Origin of the sequence: Streptomyces sp. SDT5-1, from assembly GCF_052245995.1 — a bacterium.
Classification (GTDB): Bacteria; Actinomycetota; Actinomycetes; order Streptomycetales; family Streptomycetaceae; genus Streptomyces.
In genome coordinates this window covers 8,554,276-8,571,283 of record NZ_CM125963.1, presented here as the reverse complement: position 1 = coordinate 8,571,283, position 17,008 = coordinate 8,554,276, and the positions used below count along the sequence as shown (strand labels likewise).

At 72.7% G+C, this 17,008-nt stretch carries 16 protein-coding genes; 8 read left to right on the top strand and 8 right to left on the bottom strand.

Annotated features, from left to right (window positions below; genetic code table 11):
* Nucleotides 1–8 precede the first annotated feature (8 nt).
* Complete coding sequence (locus ACTWJ8_RS39505) at nt 9–464, bottom strand: MarR family winged helix-turn-helix transcriptional regulator (RefSeq protein WP_443262218.1); 456 nt, start codon at nt 462–464, stop codon at nt 9–11.
* 131 nt (nt 465–595) lie between these two features.
* Here ACTWJ8_RS39505 and ACTWJ8_RS39500 point away from each other — a divergent pair, with 131 nt between their 5' ends.
* A complete protein-coding gene (locus ACTWJ8_RS39500) occupies nt 596–2,101 on the top strand; it encodes a UbiD family decarboxylase (RefSeq protein ID WP_443262217.1) in 1,506 nt (501 codons plus the stop codon).
* On the opposite strand, the gene ACTWJ8_RS39495 is transcribed toward ACTWJ8_RS39500, so the two are convergent.
* A complete protein-coding gene (locus tag ACTWJ8_RS39495; RefSeq protein ID WP_443262216.1) occupies nt 2,004–2,975 on the bottom strand; it encodes a LysR family transcriptional regulator in 972 nt (323 codons plus the stop codon). The genes ACTWJ8_RS39500 and ACTWJ8_RS39495 overlap by 98 nt on opposite strands.
* A 108-nt stretch (nt 2,976–3,083) precedes the next feature.
* Between ACTWJ8_RS39495 and ACTWJ8_RS39490 the strand changes: the two genes are divergently transcribed.
* Nucleotides 3,084–3,917 (top strand): oxidoreductase, encoded by an 834-nt coding sequence (locus ACTWJ8_RS39490; protein WP_443262214.1) that lies wholly within the window; start codon nt 3,084–3,086, stop codon nt 3,915–3,917.
* An 18-nt stretch (nt 3,918–3,935) separates the two neighbouring features.
* Here the strand turns inward: ACTWJ8_RS39490 and ACTWJ8_RS39485 are convergent, their stop codons facing one another.
* Nucleotides 3,936–4,508 carry a dihydrofolate reductase family protein gene (locus ACTWJ8_RS39485; protein ID WP_356385198.1) on the bottom strand — a complete coding sequence of 191 codons (573 nt, stop codon included), beginning with the start codon at nt 4,506–4,508 and terminating at the stop codon, nt 3,936–3,938.
* Between the two features lie 118 nt (nt 4,509–4,626).
* Complete coding sequence (locus ACTWJ8_RS39480) at nt 4,627–5,649, bottom strand: LacI family DNA-binding transcriptional regulator (protein ID WP_356385195.1); 1,023 nt, start codon at nt 5,647–5,649, stop codon at nt 4,627–4,629.
* Nucleotides 5,650–5,774: 125 nt separating this feature from the next.
* Here ACTWJ8_RS39480 and ACTWJ8_RS39475 point away from each other — a divergent pair, with 125 nt between their 5' ends.
* Together ACTWJ8_RS39475 and ACTWJ8_RS39470 are read left to right on the top strand one after the other, a co-directional pair.
* The gene (locus ACTWJ8_RS39475; RefSeq protein WP_443262213.1) at nt 5,775–6,836 is read left to right on the top strand and encodes a C45 family autoproteolytic acyltransferase/hydolase; all 1,062 of its coding nucleotides are present in this window, start codon (nt 5,775–5,777) and stop codon (nt 6,834–6,836) included.
* A 35-nt stretch (nt 6,837–6,871) separates the two neighbouring features.
* Nucleotides 6,872–8,224, top strand: a complete 1,353-nt coding sequence (locus tag ACTWJ8_RS39470; RefSeq protein ID WP_443262211.1) for an MFS transporter — start codon at nt 6,872–6,874, stop codon at nt 8,222–8,224.
* Here ACTWJ8_RS39470 and ACTWJ8_RS39465 read toward each other — a convergent pair.
* Together ACTWJ8_RS39465 and ACTWJ8_RS39460 are read right to left on the bottom strand one after the other, a co-directional pair.
* Entirely contained in the window at nt 8,207–11,155 is a 2,949-nt protein-coding gene (locus tag ACTWJ8_RS39465; protein WP_443262210.1) for an FAD-binding and (Fe-S)-binding domain-containing protein, read from the bottom strand. The two genes, ACTWJ8_RS39470 and ACTWJ8_RS39465, sit on opposite strands and share 18 nt — an antisense overlap.
* A 220-nt stretch (nt 11,156–11,375) precedes the next feature.
* Nucleotides 11,376–12,644, bottom strand: coding sequence for an aspartate aminotransferase family protein (locus ACTWJ8_RS39460; protein ID WP_443262209.1), 1,269 nt, complete (start codon nt 12,642–12,644; stop codon nt 11,376–11,378).
* Nucleotides 12,645–12,809: 165 nt separating this feature from the next.
* Between ACTWJ8_RS39460 and ACTWJ8_RS39455 the strand changes: the two genes are divergently transcribed.
* The 3 genes from ACTWJ8_RS39455 (at nt 12,810) to ACTWJ8_RS39445 (ending at nt 15,094) form a co-directional block, all read left to right on the top strand.
* Entirely contained in the window at nt 12,810–14,294 is a 1,485-nt protein-coding gene (locus tag ACTWJ8_RS39455) for an NAD-dependent succinate-semialdehyde dehydrogenase (RefSeq protein ID WP_443262208.1), read from the top strand.
* Between the two features lie 67 nt (nt 14,295–14,361).
* Nucleotides 14,362–14,883 (top strand): DUF3830 family protein, encoded by a 522-nt coding sequence (locus ACTWJ8_RS39450; protein ID WP_356385386.1) that lies wholly within the window; start codon nt 14,362–14,364, stop codon nt 14,881–14,883.
* 49 nt (nt 14,884–14,932) lie between these two features.
* On the top strand, nt 14,933–15,094 hold the full coding sequence (locus tag ACTWJ8_RS39445; RefSeq protein ID WP_443262207.1) for a hypothetical protein: 162 nt from the start codon (nt 14,933–14,935) through the stop codon (nt 15,092–15,094).
* A gap of 21 nt (nt 15,095–15,115) precedes the next feature.
* Here the strand turns inward: ACTWJ8_RS39445 and ACTWJ8_RS39440 are convergent, their stop codons facing one another.
* Nucleotides 15,116–15,631, bottom strand: a complete 516-nt coding sequence (locus tag ACTWJ8_RS39440; RefSeq protein ID WP_443262206.1) for a putative immunity protein — start codon at nt 15,629–15,631, stop codon at nt 15,116–15,118.
* A 9-nt stretch (nt 15,632–15,640) separates the two neighbouring features.
* Nucleotides 15,641–16,018, bottom strand: a complete 378-nt coding sequence (locus tag ACTWJ8_RS39435) for a MerR family transcriptional regulator (RefSeq protein ID WP_443262205.1) — start codon at nt 16,016–16,018, stop codon at nt 15,641–15,643.
* A gap of 42 nt (nt 16,019–16,060) precedes the next feature.
* On the opposite strand from ACTWJ8_RS39435, the gene ACTWJ8_RS39430 reads away from it, so the two are divergent.
* Nucleotides 16,061–16,999: an alpha/beta hydrolase family protein gene (locus ACTWJ8_RS39430; RefSeq protein ID WP_443262204.1), complete on the top strand. Its 939-nt coding sequence runs from the start codon at nt 16,061–16,063 to the stop codon at nt 16,997–16,999.
* Nucleotides 17,000–17,008 lie beyond the last annotated feature (9 nt).

The window sequence follows — 17,008 nt, the reverse complement described above, 5'->3', positions numbered from 1 at the left end:
CGGCCGGTTCAGGCGTCCTGCCGACGCGTCGCCACGACCCGGAGCATGCGGAGGAACTCCGCTCGCTCGTCCGCGGGCAGGACCTCCAGCAGTTGGTCGCTGACGTCGGTGACGCCGGGCGCGAGGCGGGTCACGAGTCGGCGACCGGCCTCGGTGATGCGCACGACCTTGCGGCGGCGGTCGCGCTCGTCCTTCTCGATGTCGAGGAGCTCGCGGCGTCGCAGCCGCTCCAGGAGCGGCGCCGCTGTCGACTTGTCGAGGTGCGCGAGGGCGCCGAGCGTGCCCTGGTCCATGTCGCCGTGCAGGTCGAGCAGGCTGAGGACGGTGAACTGGGGCCCTGTCAGGTCCTGGTGGACCTGCTCGTACCAGAGCCGCGTGTGCAGTTGGTTGAGCTGCCGGGCGAGCGGCCCGACGCCGTCGAGTGCCGCCTCCAGGGACTGGGCGTGCGCGCTCTTCCGGGACATCGGACGTCACCCCTCGCTTGATTAGGACGTGTACGTACTTTACCGTGAAGCACATAGGACGTGTACATAATAACTGTGTGTGACGCAGGGTGGTCATCGGCCGGGCCCTCGCCCACGGGAAGGGGCCTGTCATGGCGCAACGCGGCAGCGCGCTCAACTTCCGGGACTTCGTGACGGAGTTGATCGAGGCGGGTGACGCGGTCGACATCCGCGAACCGGTCAGCCCGACCCTGGAGGTCGGCGCCGTCACGCGGCGTGTCTACGAGACACGCGCGCCCGCTCCCCTCTTCGGCAACCTCACCGAGGGCGCCCCCGGCCATCGGATCCTGGGCGCGCCCGCCGGGCTCACCGGCCGTGCGGACGGCGCGTACGGGCGGCTCGCCGCGCACTTCGGGCTCGGGCGCGGGACGACGCCGCGCGAGCTGCTGGAGAAGCTGATCTCGGCGATGCACGCCGAGCCGCTGCCGCCGCGCGTCGTCGCGGAGGGCCCCTGCAAGGAGAACGTGCTGACCGGCGAGGACGTCGACCTGACGCGCTTCCCGGTGCCGCTGCTGCACGCCGAGGACGGCGGCCGGTACTTCGGGACGTACGGATTCCACGTCGTGCGCACGCCGGACGGCCGGTGGACGAGCTGGTCGGTGAGCCGCACGATGCTGCACGGCCCGCGCACGCTCGTCGGGCCCGCGATGCCGCAGCAGCACCTGGGCATGATCCACCAGATGTGGCGGGAGCGCGGCGAGCCGACGCCGTGGGCGATGGTGCTCGGCGCGCCGCCCGCCGCGCTCGCCGCCGCGGGTATGCCCCTGCCCGCCGAGGTGAACGAGGACGGGTACGTGGGCGCCCTGACCGGCGCCCCCGTCGACGTGGTCCGCACGGAGCTGCACGATCTGCACGTCCCCGCCAACGCGGAGATCGTCCTGGAGGGGTGGATCAGCCCGGACGAGACCGCGCCCGAAGGGCCGATGGGCGAGTACCACGGCTACTCGTTCTCGGGGAGCAAGCGGCAGCCGGTGTTCCACGTGGAGACCGTGACGCACCGCGACGAGCCGATCCTGCCGGTGTGCGTGGCGGGTCTTCCGCCGGAGGAGAACCACACGATCTGGGGCACGATGATCTCGGCGACCAGCCTCGACCTGCTCCGGTCGAGCGGGCTGCCCGTCTCCATGGCCTGGTGCTCGTACGAGGCCGCGACCTGCTGGATCGCCGTGGCCGTCGACATCGCTCGCCTTGCCGAACTGCGGTGGACCGAGCGCCAGTTGGCGGACGCCGTCGCCGACGTGCTGTTCGGCTCGCACACGGGGTGGCTCGTGCCGAAGGTGATCCTGGTCGCCGACGACATCGACATCACCGACGTCGACCAGCTGGTGTGGGCGATGGCGACGCGCTACCACCCGGGCACCGGCGAGTACGTGTACCCGCGGGCGCCCGGCATTCCGATGGTCCCGTACCTCACCCCGGAGGAGGCGCGCGCGGGCCGCGGCGGCAAGTCCGTCGTCAGCTGCCTCCTCCCCTCCCAACTGGAGGGCTCCGCCCCGGGCATCACGGCCTCGTTCCGGAACTCCTTCCCCGAGGACGTGCGGCGGCGGGTCGAGGAGAAGTGGACGGACTACGGGTTCGCTCCCGCAGCGCCTCGCTAGCCCGCGCGTACGCCCGGACCAGCGGGCGGTGGTCGTCGGCGCGCCAGGCCAGGGCGAAGCGGCTGGGCGAGATGCCGTGGACCGGGCGGGTGACGACGCCGCCGAGGGTGACCAGCGGCGCGTTGCCCGCCGCGAGCAGGACGACGCCGAGCTCCGCGACCAGCGCCTCGTACGTCTCCTCGGTGCTGGCCACCTCGGCGCCGACGACCGCGGGCCTGCCGTCGCGGGCCTCCGTGGCGAGCCAGTAGTCGCGCAGCGCCCCGGCGCTCTCCGGCAGGGCGAGGAACGGTTCGTCGAGGAGGTCGGCGAAGTCGACGGTCTCCCTGGCGGCAAGCGGGTGGGTGTCGGCCATCGCCACATGGCGGGGTTCATCGGCGACCGGCACCCACTGGTAGCGATGCTGCTCCGGCAGCGGCAGCCAGACGAACGCCACGTCGGTGCTGCCGTCGGCGAGCCCGGCCGTCGCGTCGTGCCAGGACACCTGGCGGACCCGCAGCCGCGCCCCGGGGTGCTCGGCGGTGAACCGGGAGCGGATCGCGGGTAGTACGCCGCCGCGCCCCGGGCTCGTGCTCATGCCGACGACGAGGACCGCGGCCTGCGCGGCGACGACCTCGGCGAGCGATGCGCGCGCCGCCTCCCATTCGGCGACGATGCGCCGGGCGTAGGGCAGCAGCGCGGAGCCCGCTTCGGTGAGGCGTACCTCGCGGCGGTCCCGTTCGAAGAGCGCGGCCCCCACCTGCTTCTCCAGCATCCGGATCTGCTTGCTCAGCGCCGGCTGCGAGACGTACAGCCGCTCGGCCGCGCGCGTGAAGTGCAGCTCCTCCGCCACCGCGGCGAAGTACCTCAGGTCCCGCCCATGAACGTCCATGCCCATCGGCTATCACGGCAGATCTTGGACGGGCAACTTCCTTTCGGCGCAAGGTGGTTCGCAGGAGGGCCGCCGGCAGCGGCGGCCCGCACGACCGCGTACGAGGGGAACACCATGAACAGGGTCTGGCTGGTCACCGGGGCGAGCAGCGGCTTCGGCCGCGCGATCACCGAGGCGGCGGTGGCCGCGGGGGACGTCGTGGTGGCGGCGGCCCGCCGCACGGCGCCGCTCGACGGGCTGGTGGCGGCATACCCGGACCAGGTGGAGACGCTGGCGCTCGATGTCACCGCCGTCGAGGACGTGCGGGCGGCGGTCGACGGGGTGGTCGAGCGGCACGGGCGGATCGACGTGCTGGTGAACAACGCGGGGCGCGGCATGGTGGGTTCGGTCGAGGAGGCGTCGGACGCGGAGCTGCGGGACCTGATGGACCTGCACTTCTTCGGTCCCGCCGCGCTGACCCGGGCGGTGCTGCCGCACATGCGGGGCCGCCGCTCGGGCACGATCGTCCAACTGACCAGCATGGGCGGCCGGTTCGCGTTCGCGGGGGTCGGCGCGTACTGCGCGACGAAGTTCGCCCTGGAAGGGCTGTCGGAGGCGCTGGCCGCCGAGGTGGCGCCGCTCGGCATCCGTGTGCTGATCGTGGAACCCGGCGCGTTCCGCACCGGGTTCGCGGGGTCCGCGTCCCTCGCGCCCGCGTCGACCCTGGACGCGTACCGCGACACCGTGGGCCCCGTCCTGTCCGCGCTGCCCGGCGGCAGCGGTCAGGAGCCCGGCGACCCGGCGAAGGCGGCGGCCGCCCTCCTCACGGCGATCGACGCGGAGGAGCCGCCGCTGCGCCTGCCGCTGGGCAACGACGCGGTCGACGCGATCACCGCCCATCTCGACGGCGCCCGCGCCGAACTCGGCGCCTGGGAGAAGCTCGCCAGGTCCACCGACTTCGACGCGTGACACCTCACCCGAGGTGTCTCAGCGGACCACGTCGAAGACGTTCTTCTGGAGCCCGTTCGCGTACGCCTCGTGCTCGACGAGCTTCAGGTGCTGGGTGTCCTTGTCTGTGGCGCTGAACAGCCGCTTGCCCGCGCCGAGCAGCAGCGGGAACACGAGCAGGTGGTAGCGGTCGATGAGGCCGGCGTCGGAGAGGTTCTGGTTGAGGGTGGCGCTGCCGTGCATGATGATCGGGCCGCCCTCGGTCTCCTTCAGGGCCGCGACCTCGTCGAGCGAGCGCAGGATCGTCGTCTCGCCCCAGTCGGAGACGAGGTCGCCGGACTTGAGGGTGGTGGACACGACGTACTTGGGCAGCGGCTTGTACTCGGCGAACTCCTCCATGCCCGGCCACACGGGGCTGAACGCCTCGTAGCTGACCCTGCCGAACAGCATCGCGGTGGCCTCGGTCTGCTCGCGGCCCTTGATCTCGAAGGCCTCGGGCACGAAGTCGATGCCCTTGAACGTCCAGCCGGAGTTCCGGTATCCGGGCTCGCCGCCGGGCGCCTCCATGACTCCGTCCAGGGACACGAAGGCCGTGCTGATGAGCGTACGCATGTCGGTTCTCCCGTGGTCTCTGTGCTCGTCGCGGGTTGGCTCTGCACCAACTAACACTCTTTGACGGGCCGGTGGGGCGAAACTCATCGGTCTACGGCGGGTCGCGCAGGCGAACCGGTCATCGGGGCTGTCGATGTGTCGACTCGCGCTCCCTCAACTGGGCGTGGGTGACCCTCGGCGCGGTGGGTTCCTCCCCGGCGATGAGCGCCTGGAGGATGTCCAGGAGGGCGCCGGAGCTGCCGACCGGGTCGAGTTCGAGGGCGGAGATCGCGGGGCGGGCGGTGCGGGAGTGCTCGGAGTCGGATCCCGCGGCGACCATCACCTGGTCGGGCACCGCGACACCCTGCCGCACGAGGCCTTCCTGGACGCCCGCCGCGTGCCGGCCCGTGAGGCAGAAGACGGCGTCGGGCAGCCCGTCGGCGGCGATCCTGCGGGCGAGGTCGATGCCACCCTCGACGCCCGCGCGCTCGGCCAGTTCGTAGAGGCGCGGCGGCGTGTTCCGGGCCGCGCACCAGGACGCGTAGGCCTCCTCGTGCTCGTGGTTCCAGGCGTTGGCGTCGGTGCCGCGGACGAGGGCGACGGTGCGGGCGCCGCGGTCCGCGAGGTGGTCGAGGACGAGGCGCGCGGAGGCCGCGTCGTCCTCGGACGCCCAGTACGGGAAGTCGGGTCGGCCCGGCGCGCGGCCGTAGGTGACGTAGGGGATGCCGCGCTGGTCGAGGAGGGCGATGACGGGGTCGTCGCGGTGCGGGTTGGTGACGATGTAGCCGTCCATGGAGAACGTGAGCGGCGGTACGGGCGCGCGGGTCAGGTCGGGCACCAGCATCAGGCTCAGTCCGCGCGCGAGGGCCTGGGAGGCGGCGGCGCCGACGAACTTCTCGAACACGTCGACGCCGGCGGGCTTGTAGTCGCCGAGCGCGTCGAGGGAGCGCAGGACGAGCCCCACCGCGCCCATCGTGGAGCGTCGCATGCCGCGGGCGAGGGCGTCGGCGGCGTAGCCCATCTCGTCGGCGACCTCTCGGATGTGCGCACGGGTCGCGGCGCTGAGGGTGCCCTTGTCGTTGAGGGCGTGCGAGACGGCGGTGATCGACACACCGGCCCTGCGGGCCACGTCCTTGATGGTGATGCCCTGCGCGCGTGCCACGCCGCCGCCCCTCCGTATTTCGCCGAACGCCTTTCCGGCCAGGCATTGTATAAAACGTTTTACCTTCCTACCGTGATCCGCGCCGCACCGACGCACGGCCCCGACGGGGCACGGAAGGAACTCCCGTGGATCTGCACTCCCTGACCACCGACACGGTCGACCCCCATGAGCGCGGGACGCTGCTCGGCGCCCGCTTCGGCACGGAGGTGGCCCGCGTGAGCGCGCTGTACCTGGAGCACTTCGCCGCGCTCGGGCTGTCCGCCGAGCGCGTGCGGGAGCTGGCGGAGGCCGGCCATGAGGCGCTGCGCGCGTGGGCCCCCGGGCTCGCCGCGGAGTCGGACGCGTGCGCGGACGCCGCCGGTGTGGAGCGCTGGCAGGTCGCGGCCGTCGGCGCGCGCACGGAGATCCTCGCGGCGTGCCCGCCCGCCGGGGAGGGCGAGTGCTCGACGGCCGTGTACGCGGCGGCGGGCGCCGCGCCGCAGACCGTGCAGACGTGGGACTGGCACGAACACCTCGTCCCCGACGCCCTGTTGCACGCGTTCACCCCGGCGCCCGGCCGCTCCGTGAAGCTGTTCACCGAGTTCGGCGCCGCCGCCAAGATCGGCGTGAACGGCGCGGGCCTCGGCGTGCACTTCAACATCCTGTTCCACCGGGCCGACGGCGCGGGCGGCGGTGTCCCCGTGCACGCGGTGGCGCGACGCATCCTGGAGGAGGCCGACACCCTCGAACAGGCCGTGGAGATCGCCGGTTCGGCCCGTGTCTCCGCGTCCACCTCACTGACGGTCGTCACCGCGCGGGGCGCCGCGAGCCTCGAACTGTCCCCGCGTGGCCTCGCGGTGGTGCGGCCCGGCGACGACGGCTGGCTGCTGCACACCAACCACTTCCTCGACCCGGGGCTCGCCGAGGGCGACGTGTGTCCCGGTGACTCGTCGACGGCGGAGCGGCTCGCCCATCTGCGGGCCGTGCGGGCGGCGCTGCCGGGCCTGAAGCCGGCCGAGCGGGCGGCGGCGCTGTGCGGGAGCGAGGGCGGCGGGGCGGTGGTGTGCATGCGGCCGGACGCCGCGAAGCCGCTGCACGAGCAGTGGGGCACGCTCCTCACGGTCGGCCTCGACGTCGCGGGCCACGCGCTCGACTACGCGGTCGGCACCCCGGACTCCGCCGCCGCCCAGGGCTTCCGCCGCTTCTGACGCCCCCCTCCCCCGCCGCCCTCCAAGGATCAGCGATGACACAGACCATCGGGCCGGGCACGACACGCCCGGCGACCGCGGTGAACGTGACCCGGACCTTCTTCATCTCCGGCTTCGGCACCGCCCTCGAGTTCTACGACTTCATCATCTACGGCCTCGCCGCCGCGCTCGTCTTCCCCAAGGTGTTCTTCCCGAGCTTCGATCCCACGGTGGGCACCCTCGTGGCGTTCGCGGCGTTCGGCAGCGGCTTCGTCGCGCGCCCGCTGGGCGGCATCGTGATCGGGCACTTCGGCGACCGGATCGGCCGCAAGGCGATGCTGGTGCTCACCCTCCTGGTGATGGGTTCCAGCACGTTCCTCATCGGCTGTCTGCCGACGTACGGGGGTGTGGGGGTCGCCGCGCCGGTGATGCTGGTCGCCCTGCGGCTCGTGCAGGGCTTCGCCGCGGGCGGCGAGTGGGGCGGTGCCTCGCTGTTCGGCATCGAGAACGCCCCGGAGGACCGGCGCGGCCTGTGGGGCAGCTTCACCAGCGCGGGCATCGGCATCGGCAGCCTGCTGGGCACCGGTGTCTTCACGCTGGTGACGCTGCTCCCCCAGCAGGCGCTGGAGAGCTGGGCGTGGCGGGTGCCGTTCTGGTTGGGCGGTCTGCTGGTCCTGGTCGGCGTCGTGGCACGCTCCCGGATGCCGCGGGAGGAACGCCGCACCGAACGGGCTCCGCGCGTGCCGATCGTGGACGCGATCAAGCGGCACCCGCGCCAGATGCTGCTCGCGATCGGGGTCGCGTTCGGCTACAACACCCTCGCCTACATCGGCTCGATCTTCACCGTGACGTACGCGGAGGAGCGCGGCTACAGCCACACCCAGTCGCTGCTGCTCCAGGTCGCCGGGTCGATCGCGTTCATGGTGGCCGTGCCCGTCATGGCGCTGCTCTCCGACCGGTACGGCCGCAAGCCGGTGGTGATCGTCGGCACGGTCGCGTACGGCGCCTTCTTCTTCGCGTACTTCCCGATGGTGGACGGGCACGTGGTGCTGCTCGCCACGGTCGCGTACGTGGTGGTGAACGTGCTGATGGCGGCGCCGCAGGGGTGCATTCCCGCGTTCCTCGGCGAGCAGTTCTCGGCCGCCACGCGCTACTCGTCGATCTCCGCGACGTACCAGGTGGGCGCGGCGCTCGGCGGCGGTACGGCCGCGACGACGGCGACCGCCCTGCTGCTCGCGTTCGACGGGGACCCGATCGGCGTGGGCCTCTACTCCGCGGCGGCGGCGCTCGTGCTGGTGCTGTGCGCGTGGGGGCTGCGGGAGACGTTCCGGGTTCCGACGGCGCGGCTCGGCGAGCCCGCCGAGGCACGCGCCGACCGAACCGGTCGCTCCTCAGGTGGTGCGGCGTGAACCCAGCGCGTCCCGCAGGAGTTGGGCGAGGTGGCGGGGGCGGCGGTCGGAGAGCTGGGTGATCTGGGTGCGGCAGCTGTAGCCGTCCGCGAGGACCACCGTGTCGTCGGGTGCCTTGCGCAGGGCGGGCAGCAGGGCCTGTTCGCCGACCGCCACCGACACGTCGTAGTGGCCGTCCTCGAAGCCGAAGTTGCCGGCGAGGCCGCAGCAGCCGGAGTCGAGGCGGCCGCTGTCGACGCCGATGCGGGCGAGCACCCGGTCGTCGGCCTTGCTGCCGAGTGTGGCGTGCTGGTGGCAGTGCGTCTGGGTCAGGGCCGTGACGTCGTCGAGTCGGCCGAAGTCGACGTCGGGGGCGCGCTGGTCGAGGAGTTCGGCGAGGGTCATGGTCTGGGCGGCGAGCCGCCGCGCGCGCGGGTCGTCCGGGAACAGCTCCGTGGCGTCGGTGCGGAACAGGGACGTGCAGCTGGGTTCGAGGCCGATGAGCGGCATGCCCTCCTGGAGGTACGGGTCGACCGCGTCCAGGGTGCGGGCCAAGACCTTCCTGGCCATGTCGAGCTGGCCCGTGGTGTGCCAGGTGAGACCGCAGCACAGGCGGTCGGGCGGCAGGACCACCTCGAATCCCGCGTGTTCGAGGACGAGCACGGCGGCGCGGCCGACCTCGGGCGACATGAACTCCGTGAACGTGTCGGGCCACAGCAGGACCTTGCCCCGGCTGCCGGGCGCGGGCGTCGTGGGGCGCTTCTTGAAGCTCGTACGGAAGCGGCGGGCGGCGAAGGGCGGGACGGGGCGCTCCGGGGCGATGCCGCCCGCCTTCTTGAGGAGGGAGGCCGCCTTCTTGTTGCGTGTCACCGCGTTGACGAGGCCGGGCGCGAGGCCCGCGAGGTGGGACCAGACGGGCAGCCAACCGAGCGCGTAGTGGGAGGCGGGGCGGCGCCTGCCCTGGTAGTGGTGGTGCAGGAACTCCGCCTTGTAGGAGGCCATGTCGACGCCGACGGGGCAGTCGCTCTTGCAGCCCTTGCAGGACAGGCACAGGTCGAGGGCCTCCGCGGCCTCCTCGGACCGCCAGCCGTCGGTGATGACGTCGCCCTGCACCATTTCGTAGAGCACGCGTGCGCGCCCGCGCGTGGAGTCCTTCTCGTCGCCGGTGGCGCGGTAGCTCGGGCACATCACGCCGCCGGACGCGGTGCGGCACTTGGCGATGCCGACGCAGCGGCGCAGCGCCTTGGTGAGGTCGCCGCCGTCCTCGGCGAGGGCGAGCGTCGTGGTGAGTTCGAGGGTGGGACGGTGGCCCGCGGTGATGCGCAGGCGCTCGTCGGCGGGGCGGGGGTGGACGAGGATGCCGGGGTTGAGGCGGTTCTCCGGGTCCCAGATCGCCTTGAACGCGCCGAACGCCTCGATGGCCTCCTCGCTGTAGACGAGCGGCAGGAACTCGGCGCGGGCCTGGCCGTCGCCGTGCTCGCCGGAGAGGGTGCCGCCGTGCTTGGCGACGAGTTCGGCGGCGTCCTTCATGAACGTACGGAAGATCCGGACGCCTTCGGTCGTCCCGTGGTCGAAGTCGATCCGGATGTGGACGCAGCCCTCGCCGAAGTGGCCGTACGGGGTGCCCTGGAGGCCGTGCGTCTCCAGGAGGGCGGCCAGATCGCGCAGGTAGTCGCCGAGATGTTCGACGGGGACAGCCGAGTCCTCCCAGCCGGGCCAGGCCTCGGAGCCGTCGGGGGCACGGGTGGCGAGGCCCGAGCTGTCCTCGCGGATGCGCCACAGCGCGGCCTGTTCCTTGGGGTCCTGTACGAGGCGCACGTCGACGGCGCCGGTGTCCTTCAGGAGGGCGTCGGCGCGGGCCCGTTCGGCGTCCGGGTCGGGGGTGGCGTCCGCGTGGCCGAACTCGCACAGCAGCCAGCCGGCTCCCTCGGGGAGCATCTCCTCGGGGCGGGCGTCGGGGACGTTGCGGCGCAGCGCCGCGACCTGGTCGCCGCCGAGGCCCTCGCAGGCGATGGGTTCGTGGCGCAGCACGTGGCGGGCCGCGTCCCCCGCTGCCGGGAGGTCGGCGAAGCCGAGGGCGACGAGGGTGCGCCGTGCGGGCAGTTCGACGAGCTTGATCGTCGCCGAGACGACGACGGCGCAGGTGCCCTCGGTGCCGACCATCGCCGCGGCGAGGTCGAACCCCTTCTCCGGGAGGAGGTGTTCGAGGCTGTAGCCGGAGACCTGGCGGCGGAAGCGGCCGAACTCGGTGCGCAGCATGGCCAGATGGTCGTCGCGCAGGTCGCGCAGCCGGGCGTGGATCTCACCGGTGCGCCCACCCGCGTCGATGACCTGCTGCAACTCCTCCGCGTCGAGGGAGCGCAGGCGGATGCGCTCGCCGTCGTACGTGAGGACCTCGAGCTCGACGATGTTGTCGGCGGTGCGGCCCCAGGCCACCGAGTGGGTGCCGCACGCGTTGTTGCCGATCATGCCGCCGATGGTGCAGCGGGCGTGCGTGGAGGGGTCGGGGCCGAAGCGCAGGCCGTGCGGCTTGCAGGCCTCCTGGAGGCGGTCGAGTACGACACCGGGTTCGACGCGGGCGGTGTGCGCGTCGGCGTCGATGTCGAGGATGCGGTTCAGCGAGCGGGAGGTGTCGATGACGACTCCGTCGCCGACGGCCTGGCCCGCGATGGAGGTGCCGGCGCCGCGCAGGGTGACGGCGACGTCGAGGCCGCGGCAGGCGGCGAGCGCGGCGGCCAGCTCGTCGGTGTCGGCGGGCAGCACGACGGCGGCCGGGACCTGCCGGTAGACGGAGGCGTCCTGCGCGTACTCGGCGCGCCGCCGCTTCCCGAAGGCGACCTCGCCGCGCGGCACGGCCGTCCGCAGCGCCCGCTCCAGCTTCTCCAGCGTCGCCGGATCGGGCGCGTCGGGACGCGGCGCGGCGGATCCGGTCGGGGCGACGGGGGCGGACATGGTGGCTCCTTCGGGCGGTCGGCGTGCTGCTGTGAGCATCAGGCGGCGTGGTGCTGAACGTGAGGATCTCAAGATCGCTGAGCCGGTGGGGCGGAATCGGGGCGGTCGGTGCGGCCTGCCCCGCCCGGACGCCCGACGGGTGACGCACCGTCGCCCCGGCTCGGCGGCGGCCGGCCGGGGCGACGGCGGACACACGGGGCGGTGTTCCCCGCCGGAGGACTCAGCCCAGGACCGACGCCACCGACTCGCGCCACAGGCGCAGGCCCTCGTCGATCTGCTCGCCGTTGACGACGAGCGGCGGAATCATCCGGACGACCTGGCCCTGCGTGCCACAGGTGAGGAGCAGGAGACCGCGCTCGGCGGCGGCCGCGTGCACCTTGGCGGCGGTGGCGCCGTCCGGCTCCCCGTCGGCGGTGACGAACTCGATGCCCGCCATGAGGCCGAGGCCGCGCACGTCACCGATGCCGCCCTTGCCGCCGACCGGGTAGGCCTCGGCGATCTCCCGCAGACCGGCGAAGAGCTGCTCGCCGCGCTCCGCGGCGTTGTCGACGAGCTTCTCCTCCTGGATGACGTCGAGCGTGGCGATGGCGGCGGCGCACGACACCGCGTTGCCGCCGTACGTACCGCCCTGCGAGCCGGGCCAGGCCCGCGACATCAGCTCCTTGGAAGCGGCGATCGCGGACAGCGGGAAGCCACTGGCCAGGCCCTTGGCCGTGACGATGATGTCGGGCTTGCCGTCGAAGTGGTCGTGGCCCCAGAACTTGCCGGTGCGGCCGAAGCCGGTCTGCACCTCGTCGATGATGAGCAGGATGCCGTGCCGGTCGGCGCGCTCGCGCAGCCCGCGCATGAAGGCGGTGTTCGCCGGAACGTAGCCGCCCTCGCCGAGGACCGGCTCGACGATGAACGCGGCGGTGTCGGCCGGCGCGGTCACCGTGGCGAGCAGCTGGTCCAGCTCGCGCAGCGCGAACTTCGTCGCGGTCTGCTCGTCCCAGCCGTAGTAGAAGGAGCTGGGGAACGGCGCGAGCGCCACGCCCGGCATCAGCGGCCCGTACCCGGAGCGGAACTTGGTCGCCGACGTGGTCATGGACGCGGCGGCCATGGTCCGGCCGTGGAAGCCACCCTGGAAGGCGACGATGTTGGGCCGACCGGTGGCCTGCTTGGCGAGGCGCATCGCGGCCTCGACGGCCTCGGACCCAGAGTTGACGAAGAACAGCGAGTCGAGTCCGCTCGGCAGCACCTCGCCCAGGCGCTCGCTGAGCGTGCGCAGCGGCTTGTGCATGACGGTCGTGTACTGGCCGTGGATGAGCTTGCCGACCTGCTCCTGCGCGGCGGCCACGACCTTCGGGTGGCAGTGCCCGGTGGACGTGACGCCGATGCCGGCGGTGAAGTCCAGGTGGGCGCGGCCCGACTCGTCGTAGAGATAGACGCCCTCGCCGCGTTCGGCCAGGACGGGGGTGGCCTGCTTGAGGACGGGGGACAAGGCACTCATGGACGGCTCCTCGCTCGGTGACCGCGGTGATTCGCGGATCTTCCACGGAGATCAACATCAGGCTGCGTCGTAGGATTGTCAACAACCTACACTCATGCAAGCATGCAATTCGGCGGCTGTCCACGAGTGAGCCGGGCCGGGAGTTTCGAAACCACGGGAGTCGAAGTGAGTGCACTGACGGAACAGCAGACAGAGCGCGAGCGGGCCGTCGTCGCGTCCGTTCCCGACGGACTGTTCATCGGCGGCGCCTGGCGCCCTGCGGCCTCCGGCGCGACCTTCGGCGTCGAGGATCCGTCCGTCGCCCGCGAGCTGCGCACCGTGGCCGACGCTGGCGCCGATGACGCGCGCGCCGCGGCCGATGCGGCGGGCGCCGCTCAGGAGTCGTGGGCGGCCACGGCGCCGCGCGAGCGCAGCGAGATCCTGCGCCGCTCGTTCGAGCTGATCATGCAGCGCCAGGACGAGCTGGCCCTGCTGATGACCCTGGAGATGGGCAAGCCGCTCGCGGAGGCGCGCGGCGAGGTCGCGTACGCCGCCGAGTTCTTCCGCTGGTTCGCCGAGGAGGCCGTCCGCATCGAGGGTGGGTACCAGACGTCCCCCGACGGCAAGGACCGCTTCGTCGTGATGAAGCGCCCGGTCGGCCCGGTGCTGCTGATCACGCCGTGGAACTTCCCGCTGGCCATGGGCACCCGGAAGATCGGCCCGGCGATCGCGGCCGGCTGCACGATGATCGTCAAGCCGGCGGAGCAGACGCCGCTGACGATGCTGAAGCTCGCCGAGATCCTGACCGAGGCGGGCGTGCCCGCGGGCGTCCTGAACGTGCTGACCACGTCCCGCCCCGGCGAGGTCGTCGAGCCGCTGCTGCGCGGCGGGACCATCCGCAAGCTGTCCTTCACCGGTTCGACCGCCGTCGGCAGGCTCCTGATCGAGCAGAGCGCCGAGCAGGTGCTCCGGGTCTCGCTCGAACTGGGTGGGAACGCGCCGTTCATCGTGTGCGAGGACGCCGACCTCGACAAGGCCGTCGAGGGCGCGATGGCCGCGAAGATGCGCAACATCGGTGAGGCGTGCACGGCCGCGAACCGTCTGTACGTGCACGAGTCGGTGGCCGCCGAGTTCGCCGAGAAGCTGTCCGCGCGGATGGCGGCGCTCGCGGTGGGCCGCGGCACCGAGGACGGCGTCGCGGTCGGCCCGCTGATCGACGAGGACGGCCGCGGCAAGGTGGAGGAGCTGGTCGCCGACGCGGTCGAGCGCGGCGCGAAGGTCCTCACGGGCGGCGAGCGGGCCGAGGGCGAGGGCTACTTCTACACGCCGACCGTCCTCACCGGCGTCTCCCCCGAGTCGGCGCTGATGACGCAGGAGATCTTCGGCCCGGTCGCCCCGATCCTCACGTTCACCGACGAGGACGAGGTCGTGGCCGCGGCCAACGACACGGAGTACGGCCTGGTCTCGTACCTGTTCACGGAGAACCTGGAGCGCGCGTTCCGGCTCTCCGAGCGCCTGGAGACAGGCATGGTCGGCCTCAACAAGGGCGTCGTCTCCAACCCTGCGGCCCCGTTCGGCGGCGTGAAGGCGTCGGGCCTCGGCCGCGAGGGCGGCCGCGTCGGCATCGACGAGTTCCTGGAGACGCGCTACCTGGCGATGCCGCTCGGCTGACCGGCGCGCCCCAACCGGCCCACCTTCCCCTTTGTTGATCACCGATCAGACCGGAGCGACGACACCCATGGACCGTTTCATCGAGGTCTCCCTGCCCAAGCGCGGCGTCACCGCCACCGCCAAGCTCCTCGACGACCGCGCCCCGATCACCTGCGAGGCGATCTGGAACGCGCTGCCGCTGGGCAGCGACGTCTACCACGCCAAGTACGCGCGCAACGAGATCTACACCCTCGTCCCGGCGTTCGCCCCGCAGGAGCCGCCGCTGGAGAACCCGACGATCACGCCGATCCCCGGCGACCTGTGCTACTTCACGTTCTCCAACACGCAGATGAGCACGGCCTCGTACGGCTACGAGGCCGCCGCCGAGCAGCAGGGCGCCCAGGCCGCCCACGCCGAGCGCGACATCGTCGTCGACCTCGCCCTCTTCTACGAGCGCAACAACCTCCTCATCAACGGCGACCAGGGCTGGGTCCCCGGCATCGTCTGGGGCACGATCACCGAGGGCCTCGACCGCCTCGCGGAGGCCTCCCAGGACCTGTGGCGCTCGGGCGCCATCGGGGAGTCGCTCCAGTTCCGGCGGGCGGAGTGAGCAGGACGTCACGGCCGCGGCGGCGGTCCGCAAGGTGGTCGCCGGTGGCGTGGTCCACGAGGTGTCCGAGCTGACGAAGGAGTCGGCGGCCCCGAAGTCGGCGGCCACGGCGGCTCCGCGCGTCGCCGCCGCCGACGACGTGCCGCAGGACCCGGTCCTCGCCCGGTGCTGGTGGCACCGTCCGGAGCACGCGGTGCACGGCTGCTGCTGACGGCACGTCATGCGGGGCGCGTCAGCAGTCGAAGACCGACCAGCAGATGTCGTTGCGCAGTCGCTGGTCGTCGAGGACGAGCGCGCGGATCGCGTCGGGGAGTCGGTCGCGCTGCCACCGGCACTCGGCGCGGCCCGCGTCCTGCGCGGTCTCCTTGGGCGCGGCCGCCCGCACCGCCTTGATCGCGTACGCCGCCGCGCCCAGCTCGTGCGCGGCGACGTGCGCGACCACCGCCGCCTGCCCCGCCGCGAACGCCGCGTGGCGGGCCGCCCCGGTCAGGACCCGTGCGGCGGCCATCGCGTGACCGCCCGCCGCGCGGGAGTCGGACATCCGGATCTCGCCATGGGTCCACGCCCTGACCTGCTCGACGGCCTGCCGTGGCCGCGGATCGGTCGGCGCGGCGGCCTCGAACAGGGGCAGCACGTGTTCGGCGCAGTCCGCCGCCCACAGGGCGAGAAGGTGATGGTGCTCGTCCGTCAGCGTGCCGCCGCGGCGCAGGGTGATGAAGCGGGGGTCTCGGACCTTCGGCAGGATCACCCGGCAACCCTACGGCTGCCGGGCGCGGCAGGACCGCCCGGTGCGCAGGTTGTGCCCGGCGCCCGCGATGACGGTGTCGAGACGGTTCTTGGTCGCGGCGAGTTCGCTGATCTTCGCGTCGATGTGGTCCCGTTCGGCGGACAGACGGTCGAGCAGTTCGGGTGTCGCGTTGCCGTCGACGACGCACGGCAGGAGGTCGACGATGGTGCGGCTGGAGAGCCCGGCGGCGTAGAGCTGCTGGATGAGGAGGACGCGGTCGACGGCGTCGTCCGCGTAGTGCCGCTGGCCGCTGGGGCTGCGGTCCGGGGCGAGCAGGTCGTGCTCCTCGTAGTAGCGCAGCGCGCGGACGCTCACGCCCGTCCTGGTGGAGAGTTCACCGATGCGCACCGCTTGCCCCTCACGTCGACGTCAGGTTTTAGCGTACCGCGCATGACCACCTCGGAACTCACCTCTGCTGTCGTCTCCGTCAAGCCGCTCGTGCTGCCCGCGCCGCACCACGACGGCGGGCTGCGCGTGCGCGTCTCCGCGCCGGTGGACGGGCGCGATCTGCCCGTCGTCCTGCTCTCCCACGGCTTCGGTTCCTCCCTCGACGGGTACGGGCCGCTCGCCGACCACTGGGCCGCGCACGGGTTCGTCGTCGTCCAGCCGACCCATCTGGACTCCAGGACGGTCGGGCTCGCCGCCGACGATCCGCGCGGGCCGCGGGTCTGGCGGTACCGGGTCGACGACATGCGGCTGGTGCTCGACCGGTTCGACGCGCTGGTGGACGCCGTGCCGGGGCTGCGGGGGCGGGTGGACCTCGGGCGGGTCGCCGTCGCCGGGCACTCCTTCGGCGGGCAGACGGCGGGCATGCTGCTCGGGCTGCGGGTCGGCGATCCGGAGACCGGGGTCGCGGAGGACCTGGCCGATCCGCGGGTCTCGGCGGGCGTGCTGCTCGCGACGGCCGGGAGCGGCGGCGACGCCCTCACGTCGTACGCCGCCGAACACCTGCCCTGGCTGCGGCACCCCGACTTCGCACGGATGGCCGCGCCCGCGCTGGTCGTCGCGGGCGACAAGGACGCGCTGCCGATGACCGTGCGGGGCGCGGAGTGGACCGTCGAGCCGTACACGCTCAGCCCTGGCGACAAGAGCCTGCTCACGCTCCATGGGGCGGAGCATTTCCTCGGCGGCGTCTCCGGGTACGAGGCCGCGGAGACGACCGACGAGAACCCGGCGCACGTCGCCCTGGTGCAGCGCGTCACGACCGCCTACCTGCGCCACGCGCTCGACGTCGACTCCACGGACTGGGCGGCGGCCCGCGCGGAACTCGCCGGGACCGCGCACCCGTTGGCCCACCTGGAGTCCAGGACCGCCACGCCGGCGCCCTAGAACGGCCCC